At 60.2% G+C, this 10836-nt stretch carries 9 protein-coding genes and 1 pseudogene; 7 read left to right on the top strand and 3 right to left on the bottom strand.

What is annotated here, in order from left to right; all coding sequences use genetic code 11:
* The coding region (locus GV044_RS13685; RefSeq protein ID WP_159871739.1) for a TonB-dependent receptor at positions 1–2281 on the bottom strand (2281 nt) is incomplete at its 3' end.
* Between the two features lie 247 nt (positions 2282–2528).
* Positions 2529–2789, bottom strand: a complete 261-nt coding sequence (locus GV044_RS13690) for an ImmA/IrrE family metallo-endopeptidase (protein ID WP_236554977.1) — start codon at positions 2787–2789, stop codon at positions 2529–2531.
* 983 nt (positions 2790–3772) lie between these two features.
* Here GV044_RS13690 and GV044_RS13695 point away from each other — a divergent pair.
* The 6 genes and pseudogenes from GV044_RS13695 (at position 3773) to GV044_RS13720 (ending at position 8763) form a co-directional block, all read left to right on the top strand.
* On the top strand, positions 3773–4705 hold the full coding sequence (locus GV044_RS13695; protein ID WP_159871742.1) for an NAD(P)-dependent oxidoreductase: 933 nt from the start codon (positions 3773–3775) through the stop codon (positions 4703–4705).
* Between the two features lie 512 nt (positions 4706–5217).
* Positions 5218–5391, top strand: a complete 174-nt coding sequence (locus tag GV044_RS13700; protein ID WP_159871745.1) for a hypothetical protein — start codon at positions 5218–5220, stop codon at positions 5389–5391.
* Between the two features lie 67 nt (positions 5392–5458).
* Positions 5459–5905 carry a DUF2243 domain-containing protein gene (locus GV044_RS13705; protein ID WP_159871748.1) on the top strand — a complete coding sequence of 149 codons (447 nt, stop codon included), beginning with the start codon at positions 5459–5461 and terminating at the stop codon, positions 5903–5905.
* 951 nt (positions 5906–6856) lie between these two features.
* Positions 6857–7057 (top strand): annotated as a pseudogene (locus GV044_RS13710) (integrase); the annotation flags it as partial.
* Positions 7058–7176: 119 nt separating this feature from the next.
* Positions 7177–7425: a helix-turn-helix transcriptional regulator gene (locus GV044_RS13715; protein WP_159871751.1), complete on the top strand. Its 249-nt coding sequence runs from the start codon at positions 7177–7179 to the stop codon at positions 7423–7425.
* Positions 7426–7428: 3 nt separating this feature from the next.
* Positions 7429–8763: a type II toxin-antitoxin system HipA family toxin gene (locus tag GV044_RS13720; RefSeq protein ID WP_159871754.1), complete on the top strand. Its 1335-nt coding sequence runs from the start codon at positions 7429–7431 to the stop codon at positions 8761–8763.
* A gap of 133 nt (positions 8764–8896) precedes the next feature.
* Here GV044_RS13720 and GV044_RS13725 read toward each other — a convergent pair whose 3' ends face one another.
* Positions 8897–9652: a hypothetical protein gene (locus GV044_RS13725; protein WP_159871757.1), complete on the bottom strand. Its 756-nt coding sequence runs from the start codon at positions 9650–9652 to the stop codon at positions 8897–8899.
* 519 nt (positions 9653–10171) lie between these two features.
* Here GV044_RS13725 and GV044_RS13730 point away from each other — a divergent pair.
* Complete coding sequence (locus GV044_RS13730; RefSeq protein ID WP_236554979.1) at positions 10172–10660, top strand: DDE-type integrase/transposase/recombinase; 489 nt, start codon at positions 10172–10174, stop codon at positions 10658–10660.
* The last annotated feature ends 176 nt before the right edge of the window (positions 10661–10836 follow it).

Genomic DNA, 10836 nt, shown 5'->3' on the forward strand with positions numbered 1-10836 from the left:
AGCGATAGTCAAGCCGCACGCCAAGCGTACGCCGTCCTTCTCCCGAGACATATTGGAGATAGCTGCCGGCCGGCGCGAAGGTGATCGTCTGGATGCGCGAGACGAAGATCTTGTCGAAGATGTTGCGGCCGTAGACGCTCAGGCGCATCCGCCCATCAGACGCGCCGATGCCGATCGACCCGTTGAAGATGCCATAGGCGGGGATGATCGTGTTGGGGTTGCCCGCCACGGACCAAGCGCTGCTTCGATGGTAGTAGTTGGCGTTCGCGAAGAACTTCATGCGCTCGCCGAGGTCGATCGAAAAGTCTCCGTTGATGTTGAAGGTCATCTTCGGAGCCTGGATCGACGGCAGTCCCGACACGTCGTTGACCGTGCCGGTGCCCAGCACGTAGCAGCCGCGGCCGGGTGCGGAGAGACGCGGCTGGCCGCTGTAGCAGGGCGCGAGGAAATTCTGGTACTTGGTCGGCGCATAGGACGCGTTGCCGCCCAGGGCCAGGTTGGGGGTGACCCGGGCGATGACTTCGCCCTCGATGCCGCGCGACAGCACATGCGGTGCATTGGCCAGCACCGAACGGGTGATACCGTCGGCCCCGACCTGCGAGACCGTGGTCTGGAAGTTGTTGAAACGCTCGTGGAATAGGCTGAGGTTCACAGTCAGGCGCCTGTCGAACATCTGCGTACGGGCGCCAATTTCGTAGTTGACGACCGTTTCCTTGTCGACCGGCCGCAGCGATCCGATGGAGGTGCCCACCGCCGGCGCCTTGTAGCCGGTCGAATAGGTCGCATAGAACATCGCGTCCTCGAACGGCTTGTACTGCAGGGTGACCTTACCCGAAAAATCGCTGGCCTTGCGCTTTGCGCTCACCGCTGCCGGCACGCTGCCCAGGAAAGTGTAGATCGGGTCGGTCGTCGGGAAGTAGCTGGCCTCCACCCGATCGCGCGTGAACCGCCCGCCACCCACCACGGTGAAGCGATCAGTCAGGTGGATATTGCCTTCGCCGAAGATTGCGAAACTGCGGATCGACGACGGATAGTTGGCGTCGGCAGCGACGAGTGCGGCAGACAGCGTGTTGGGCGGCAGGGTCATGTTGCGTACGCCGCCCGAGCGCTCCGCCGCATTGGTCTTGGCGTCATAGAAGAATGCGCCGACGACATAGTCGATCAGGCCGCCCTTCGGCGAGCTCAGGCGGGATTCTTGGCTGAACTGGTGCGATTTCTGCCGCGCGTCGTTGAGATCGTAGAAATTGGCCTGCGTTTGATCCTGGTCGAACGATGATCCCACGCGCGCTTCGGTATAGGCGGTGATCGATTTCAGCGAATAGTCGCCGATGGCATAGGTGATCTGAGCCTGGGCGTCCTTCTGCTTGATGTAAACCTCGTCCCCGACGTTATGGGAATAGGCGAGATTCTTGCTGCCCGGAGTGATTCCGGCGGCGGCGAGCAGGCTCGGGAAGTCAATGAGGGTGCTGGAGTTCGCCGGAACTGGAGCGGTGTACGGGCCGAGCGAGCGCACCGTCCCCAGACCTCCGAGGCCATCGTCATGATGATCCTGCACGTCGGCGATCAGATAGACTTCCAAGTTGTCGGTCGCCTGCCACAGGAGCTTGGCCTTGATGCCGTAGTCCCGGTAGCCGCCACCCTTCGAGTTGTCATAGCGGTTGGAGAGGTAACCGTCCTGGCTCTGGTAGATGCCCGTCAGCCGGAGCGCGAGGTTGTTCGCCAGCGGCAGATTGACGCTGTTGTCGAAGCGAACCTCCTTCCGCTCGCCGTATCGCATCGAGCCCTCGACACTGAATTCGTCGAACATGGGCTTCTGGGTGACGACATAGATGACGCCGGCCGACGCGTTCTTGCCGAACAGCGTGCCTTGCGGTCCCTTTAGAACTTCGATCCGCTCGATGTCGGCGAACGTGTTGAAGCCGATGGTGCGCGGCATGCCCTGCACCACCTCGTCGACGACGATGCCGACGGCCTTCTCCAGGTTGTAGTCGAAGCCCTGGGTGCCCAAGCCGCGGATGGTGAAGCCGGCGCCGAGCTGTGGATTGAACGACACGCCAGGCGCGATGTAGGGGATGTCGGTCGCCGCCTTATAGCCGGAATTGCGAATGGCGTCCTGGCTGATGGCGACGACCGATACCGGGACGTCCTGAAGCCGCGCAGCGCGTCGCGTGCCTGTCACAATGATGTCGGACGACTGTTCCGCAGGGTTGGCATCCGATGCAGCGGCACTGACGTCGCCGGGCTCGGCCGAGGTATCGGCATAGGCAGCCTGCGAGGACATCAGGGCGATAGCAAGACCTGCGGAAGAAATGTGATAGCGCATTAAACCCCCATATTGCTGGGCAAGGCACCTCGACATGGGAAGCGCGCTTGCTCGGATGATGTTGATCTCCCTGCCCTCGCTTTCACTGGAGGGTTTATTGCTCCGGCCGATTGCCTCTCGACGTCAAGCCGGTCACCAGACAGACGCTAGATTGTAACGAAGGGTGTTCCAATCCGATTGGGGTCTGTGTTCGCCAGGCGAGCACTTAGCGGTGCCGCACGTTTGCAGGATCTTCGACCTCTGCAGTAGGCATCATCACCATATGGCCGAGTTCGTGCGCGAGGTTGAAGCGTTTGCGCTCTACCCAGATGTCTCTCCGCATGACGATCACGCGAGCGCCATGGCGCCCGTTGCGCATGACGCGCGCGGCGAGGCCGTCAATGTCGTCAAGTGGAGTCGAGAGAACCTTGATGGCGCGTTCTTCGATCCCGCGAGCTTGGGCACTGGGTCGTGATTCCAGGCCCATTCCTCGGGAACTGAGCGAGCGGCGTCTTCGGCATCACGTATAACGTGCAAGAGATATGGCGCGCTCCGAGGCAGTCGTTGCGACAACTTTCCAGTAGCCAGAAGGTACGCGATGCCGTTCAGATGGTCGCTTGGCTACTTTCATAATGGACACGGCCGCCCCATGATCGCTCGATTGCTGCGAAGCGCGGGTTTTGTTCAACGGACTAAATAGGGAGCCTTGAAGGAGCCTCGGCGATCTAGCTCGCGAACGGGTGGGAACGGCCGCGTCTGGCCGGGAGCCGACCCTAACGTGCGGAGGGAGAATGCCTCTCCGCCAATGTTGGAGATCGAAGGCGCCAAGCCGACGGCTGTCTAATTAGCACAATGTCTGCTTGCCGCATTTGCCATTCTGATTTTCGAACAGTCGCCCGTGTCCAACAGCCTGGCCATTCTGAGCCCACCGAACAGAGGGCAGCTTTTGGCTGAACCTGCCATTCTCCGGCGGACCCGTGAATGGCAACAAAGTCCCAGCCTAAGCCGTTCCGAGCGCCTCGCTAAGACTTCCGGAGCGCTGCCAAGCTTACTTGAACGAATAGCAGAATTTGAGGACCTGGCAGGTGGTCTGAGTGACAGCAACTGGGTCCACTCACCTGCACGACATCTTGGCCAGTTTCTTCGATACCCAAGTCACGTCAAGGCCAGAGTCCGTCTGTGGGATGAAGATTCTGCTCTCAGCGCCGCCTTACGGCGACAGGCTACATGCTTTCCTGGTTGAGCTTTGGTTTGCGAAGCGGCTATCGCATCTTCGTCATTACAATTGATCACTCTAATGTACGGTATACACCGCCCCGCGCCAGCAGTGCTTCGCGCGCTGCAAATAAAAAGAATTGTGCCATTTAGAATCGAGCCGCAGCGCTCCGGATCGTAGCGTTGTGAGCGTTGACAGATCAGACGAGCCTCCGCACCAGTTAGGCAGCTGCTTTAAAAAATTGGGAGAAAACGATGCAAATGGCCGGCAAAAAGGTGCTCATCACGGGGGCGAGCGGGCTCGTCGCCTTTCCAGTCGCTGCGGAACTCGCCAAGCGCAATGAGGTGTATGCTTTGGCGCGCTGGTCCGATCCCGAGCAGAAAGGGGCCATGCAGAAGGCAGGTGCAGAGCCAATCATTTTTGATCTGACAAACGAGGATGTCTCTTCGCTCCCGCGGTCGATCGACGTGGTGATCAACTACGCCGTGCTGCCGCCCAAGTTCGGCAATATGGCCTATGACGTGAACACCGGCGCTACGGGGCGGCTCGCACGCCATTACCGTGACGCCGAGGCCTTCGTTCACGGTAGCACAGGTTCACTTTACGAGTACCAAGGCGAGCGCCCGCTGAGCGAGGAAGACCCCTATGGTCTCCACAGCGGTGGAGAGAATTATGCCGCCAGCAAGATCGGCGCCGAATACATGTTGAAGCACCTCAGCGTCGATTATAAGCTGCCGGTGACGATCGTGCGCATCTTTTCCTTTTATGGGCCGCGCGGGGGCGGCGTGACCCAGCGCATCGATCAAGTGGCACGCGGAGTGCCCGTGAGTGTCTACCCTGGCGTGCGCAACTTCCACACGCCGTTGTACGAAAGTGACTACGTCCAGAAGACAATCGCCGCAGCGGCAATCGCCAAGGTTGGCTGCGAGACCGTCAACGTCGGGGGATCCGAAGTGGTGACCACACAGGAGTACTGCCGGCTTGCGGGCGAGATCCTAGGCAAGGAACCGATCTTCGTGGAGAACGGGAACTCTTGGCCAATCTGGGCAGACACGTCCAAGATGGAGCGACTGTTGGGGCCGAGCAAAGTATCTGTTCGTGAGGGTATCCGACAAGTCATAGAGAGGTTCGACCAGCGCCTTGACAATCCCCATCACGTTCTTGGTGCAGCGGAGGTTGCCGACTGACAGCGCATGATCGCTAGGCACGTCGAACATGGGTAAGGTCCAGACACGCGAGCTGCCTTCCCGCGCTGCTCCTGCGTGAGTTCAGGCCTACCTGCGCCGTCGTACCAAGTGAGGTTCCCCGCACACGATCTGCTGGAGCGCGTAGAGCGGGGTTGTCGGAGCAATCTGGCGCTGCCCCTCACCCACGGGAAAATGCAGCGATGCGGGCTCTGCGATACCAGGTGCACCAGTTGGTAAGGTCGGGCAGGTAGGGCCGAGAGCGCCGACTTTCATGAAGAAAGCGCTCAGACGCCATGGATCGCCTGAAGCTGTCTCCACCGATGGGCTTTGCTCGTAGGGTGCCGCAATGAACGAGCTGGGCAACCGTGATAAGCAGTAGATTGGCCGCTGAGCCAGTAACCGGGTGGAGAACTCGCACCTGCTATTTGTACTTCTGCTCCCGAACGGCAAATTCGTGCGGAACAGCGGGCGGGCACACTACGTTGCACTCACGTTATTACGGAGAACAGCAGATGGCTCAGAAGGGTGCAGGCGGAAACGCCGGGGCAGTGACCGAAAAGGGGGGCGATGGGGCGAACGGCAGCACCGGCACGGGTCGAGGCGGCGGCAAATCCGGAGGCGGTTCCGCGGGAGAGCGGACGAAGAAGGAAGAAGGCGAAACCGGTCCCGCTCAGGACAACGAGTAGGCAGATGGCCCGGGTGCAGCCCAGTCTCCCGGGCGATCTCCGCGTTCGAAAGGCAAGCGCGGGACCAATGAGGGCGGCCGGAATTGTGCTTGGCGTGGGCATTGGCGGCTTCATCGATGGCATTTTTCTCCACCAGATCTTCCAGGTTCACGCGATGCTTTCGGCCAAGGTTCCGCTCGACAGCATGGCGAACATGCAAACGAACATGACCGCCGACGGCGTGTTCCATGCCGCGATGCTGGTCGCGGTGATCCTAGGCATCGTCCTGCTTTTCAAGGCTAGCCGACGTGAGGATGTCCTCTGGTCCGGTTCCGCGCTCACTGGCTCGATGCTGATGGGGTGGGGCCTGTTCAACGTGGTCGAGGGCATCATCGATCACCACGTGCTGCAGCTGCACCACGTTGTCGAACGCCTGGGTCTGTCCAAGTGGGACTGGGCTTTCCTGGCGGGCAGCCTCGGCTTGATCGTGCTGGGCGTCCTGATCGCGCGTCAGCACCCGCATCAGAGCCAGTAGCGAGACGCAGAGGTGGACGCAGCGCCTAAAATTCGCGGCCAAGTCGCGGCGCACGCTCGATCGCTGAAAAGTCGCTTTCGCAGCCCATCCGCTAGCGCGGCACCAGCGACAACGGGTTCAACGCGCCGGACCTGCAGAGCGAAGGCGTTTTGGACAAGATGGGCACCGTCTACAATTCTGCTGCGGACCAGGCCGGGGCCTAGTCCGCCGACAGCGCCCACGTCTACGTGGCAAGCACCGCAATCGCGACTTGTAGGAGGTACAGTCTAGGCGCCTTACGCTGGAGAAGGCGCAGTCCGCGGACGTGTAGGCTTTCCGCCAAGCAGATGATCGACGATGACACGGTGACCCAACCAGCTCAAGCTGGCTGTTAGGCACGTGCTCCCGACTGAAATGGATGGCACCGCCGAGCGGTGCTGGACATGCTGCAGGGGGGCACCCGGCGCCGCGTTCCCCAAGGCCTACTTCGATCAGCAGGCCTACCGCTGGCGGGAAGGGGTCCTCATCGAATGAATAGCTGAATGTGGGTCTCTGCAGTTACAGAGCCGCGAAGGCCGGCACAGCCGGTCGGGTTTGTTCGAAGCCGGCTTCAAGGCTTCGATTCGTGCGCCGCGTAATGGCTCCGGCAACTCAGCAGTTCGTTCAATGTGGACGGTTGGTGGAAAACCGTCGTCCGCGCTTCGGCAGAGAGCACGCCGTCCTGCTTTTTTGCGGCTCAGTCATGGTTCCAAAATCCCATCGGCACGTTGACTTGGCAGAACAGCCCGCCAGGCCGTAGCTCGAACGATGTTCTTGCGTCGAGTTCGTAAGTAAGCGCCGACTCGATGTATTCGCGGCCGAACCCAATCCTGCGAGGAGCCCTCGTGATGACCGGCACCCCCGCTTCCGCCCACTCGATCGATAGCTCCAGAGGGTTCTGCAATATACGCCACAGCACGGTCAATCGTCCGCCCTCAATCGATCGAGCGCCAGCTAGCGCACATGGAGAACAACGGAGTGCGCCGCGCCTACACGCGTGGCGAGTACTGGGACAAGCGCGTCGTGCTGATGCAGTTCTGGTCAGATGAACTCGAGCGACTGCGGGACCGAGCGAAGGTTCTCAAGCCCAACTTTGTGGGGCGTAAGCGGTCCGAGCCGATGTGTGGTTTGTGAGCTTGTGTATACCCCACAAGGTATATTGCGGCTTTATCCCCTCTGGGGTATGCATGTCGATAATACCTTCCAGGGTATATGGCCCACATATACCTTACGCGGGATAAGGAGCGGCTCTCATGGAGCAAGTGGTACGGCGTGCGAGCCAACTAGGTGCACGGCTTCAGACGGAGCGACGGCGCCGATCCATGACGCAGGCCGACCTTGCGAGGAAAGTGGGGACGCATCAAAAAACCGTCTCTGCCATCGAAAACGGCAGTGAGGGGACGAGGCTCGAAACACTGTTGGGGATAATTGCTGCTCTCGATCTCGATATGCAGATCGTACCGCGCCGTAAGGCCGGCAAATCAATCGAGGATGTCTTCTAGGCGATGGCGCGCAAAAAAAGCCATGTTCCTCTGGACGTTCTGATCAACGGGCGCCTCGCCGGGCATTTAGAAAAAGCCGCCAATGGTGCGACCTCGTTCCGATACGCGGAAGAATGGCTCGAGTGGGAGCACCGGTTTGCGGTATCGCTGTCCTTGCCGTTGCGTCTGGACGCCTATCGTGGCGCGGAGGTCGCCGCTGTCTTCGACAATCTTCTGCCAGATCGCGATGCCGTGCGCAGGCGTGTTGCAGAGCGGATGAGCGCGCAAGGCATAGACTATTACAGCCTGCTGGAGGCAATCGGACGCGACTGCGTTGGTGCGATGCAGTTCATCCCCGAGGGAGCGGCTCCGGCTTTCACTGGATCGATTGGAGCACAAAATGTCAGCGATGTGGAAATCGAGGCCATGCTGGCGGACCTTGCCAGCACTCCCCTTGGTGTCGACCGCAAGCAGGAATTTCGGATATCGGTCGCAGGCGCGCAGGGGAAGACGGCGCTGCTCTTTAAGGATGGGCATTGGTGCCGGCCGCTCGGCACCACCCCGACCACGCACATCCTGAAGCCGCAACTCGGGCGGATCCCTACATCCGAAGGGATGATCGACATGTCCCATAGCGTCGACAACGAGCACTATTGCTTGAAGCTGATGAAGGCTTTCGGGCTGGAAGTGGCGGCGACCGAAATCGCGACTTTCGGACAGCGGCGCGTCCTCGTGGTAGAGCGGTTCGACCGGCGCTGGCGGGATGATAGCCGAATTCTACGTCTGCCTCAGGAAGATTGCTGCCAGGCCCTCGGGATACCACCAACGCGCAAATACCAGAGCGACGGCGGGCCAGGCATGCGTCAGATCCTCGAATTGCTCCGAGGCACCAATGATCCCGAAAGCGACCAGACAGCCTTCTTCAAAAGCCAGATACTCTTCTGGCTCATGGGCGCGACGGACGGGCACGCGAAGAATTTCAGCATTTTCCTCGAGCCCGGAGGCGGGTTCCGGTCGACGCCCTTCTATGACGTCCTGTCGGCTCAACCGGCGCTCGACAAAGGCCAGATCACGCAAAACCAGTTCCGCATCGCGATGTCAGCTGGCAAGAGCCACCATTACCGGATATCGGAGATCATGGGACGACACTTCGTGCAAAGCGGCAAGGCTGCTGGGCTGGGCGCAAAGCGTATGTCAGATAGTATTGAGGACCTTCTGGATGTCGCAACTGCCGCCCCTGGAGCGGCATTGGCGGCCATGCCCGAGGATTTTGCAACTGAGATTCATGAAAGCATATCGACCGCGATAGCGGCACGATTGCCAAGATTGGCCAGTTGCTTGGCGGACCTTGAGGGATGATCGCATTATGCGTTGAAGGATCCCGAAAGCACGCCTCCAGCGCAGCGTCGACGCCGTCCAATGCCGAGCTCTTCGCTTCCGCGCCATCACGGCGTGTTTTCGGGAACCCGCCTTCGCTACCTGGGCGAGGCATTCAGTCCCTGTAGGTCCAGTTGTGCACGTCGGCGACGAAGACAAAGACACGGTGCGGATCGCGTAGAGGGTCCAGCTTGTCCGCGTAGGCCTCTGCCCAATCGAGCCACTCAGCCGCTGAGCGGCCATCGACGATCGCCTCCGCGTCCGTGATCGATGCCCGCAGGGCTGCCGCGAAGTTGCGCGCGAGTTCCGCTTCGCGCCAGCGATCGGCATGCTCCAGGAAGCGGCGGAAGCGACTGCGTTCGAGCTTCCGCTGCTGCTCCAGCTCGTACCGCCGTTGTTCATTGGCGATACGCTGCCGCTCGGCTTCTTCGCGCTGCTTCCTTTGTTCTACCAGCAGCGGGAACGCGGCGAGCATGGTTGCGGCGACCTCGTCCATCATCGTCTCGAGCGACATGGTGCGGGTGTCTTGCCACGTGCGACGCAAGCCGTCCGGAAGGTACGTGTCAATTTCGAGTATCTGCGCTTCTGTTTCCTGAAGCTCGAGCACATGCCTTTGACCGCTTCTCCGTAGCCAGCTTGGATCGGTGTCGTTGACGGGTCGTCTGACTTGCTGGTGCTTGATGCGAAGCTGAAACTCGATGGTCTCGCCCTCTGACTTGGCTGCAAGCTCCCGTCGCTCGCCTTTGGTCAGGCTGACGCCATTATGCTCGAGTGCTTTGATCAGTCCGTCGAGCAGGCGCAGCCGCCTGCGCTCCTGATCGGTGAAGGGCGCATGAGGCGTGACTGCTGCCGCGTCGATAATCGCGCTCACGCGCTTTGACCTGGCGCTCGCGCGTGGCGATCCAGCCAGAAATGATCCGGTGCGGTTTGACCAATTGCTCCGCGATCCGAACCTGCCCCATGCTCGAAAGAGCTTCGTCGAGCTTCTGCTTCGCTTCAGAAGGTAGCTGGTCTTGCGGCACACTCGGTCTGATCGTCGCCGACTGTTCGAACTCGGCCTTGGCCGCCGGCAGGGCAATGGTCCCGACCGCCTTGCCTGCGGCAATCTGGCACTGTCAAACCAAGTGCACTACCTGGTAAGCTAACCCGGGTAGGGCAGGTGGATGCCTCGTCCACGTAAGCCAGCCAGCCCGCTCGGTACTTCAACTCGTCGCCAGAGGTGATCCGCCTGGTGGTGCTGATGTACGTGCGGTTTCCGCTCAGCCTGCGCAACGTTGAGGACCTTCTGTTCGAGCGTGGAATTGATATCTGTTATTAGACGGTTCGGCTATGGTGGAACAGGTTCGGTCCGATGTTCGCAGGAGAGGTGCGGTGTAAGCGGGTGAGCCGGATGCGCGGTTTTCGCCACTGGCGCTGGCACCTGGACGAGATGTACGTGAAGCTGAACGGCGAAATGGTGTACCTGTGGCGTGCAGTCTATCAGGAGGGCGAGATCCTGGAGAGTTTTGTCACCAAGACCCGCGACAAGCAGGCAGCGCTTACCTTCATGAAGAAACCGCTTAAATGTCACGGTTCGCCCGAAGCGATCACCACCGATGGGCTGCGCTTCTATGGTGCGGCAATGAATGAGCTTGGTAGTCGTGAGAAGCGCGAGATCGGCCGCTGGGCCAACAACCGGGTCGAGAACTCGCATCTTCCATTCCGACGACGAGAGCGGGCGATGCTCAGGTTTAGGCGAATGAAGACTCTACAAAAGTTTGCCTCTGTTCACGCCAACATCCACAACCATTTGAGCCTTGAACGCCATCTAGTCGATCGAGAGATCTACAAGGAGCGCCGCTCAGCCGCGTCGGCTGAGTGGCAGACCATCGCAAGCTAAGCTGCCGTCTTCAAAGACCCAAGTGCATCGTGTCGAGCCATTAGCGTTAGACTGATGAGGTGGATGGCCCCTGTGTCCGGCGACGGTGAGTCGTATTGTGGGCTGTTGTCGAAGCAACCCTGACAAAGGACCATCCACCATGGTAATTACCACGATCGGCCTTGATCTGGCCAAGT

Origin of the sequence: Novosphingobium sp. 9U (assembly GCF_902506425.1) — a bacterium.
GTDB lineage: Bacteria > Pseudomonadota > Alphaproteobacteria > Sphingomonadales > Sphingomonadaceae > Novosphingobium.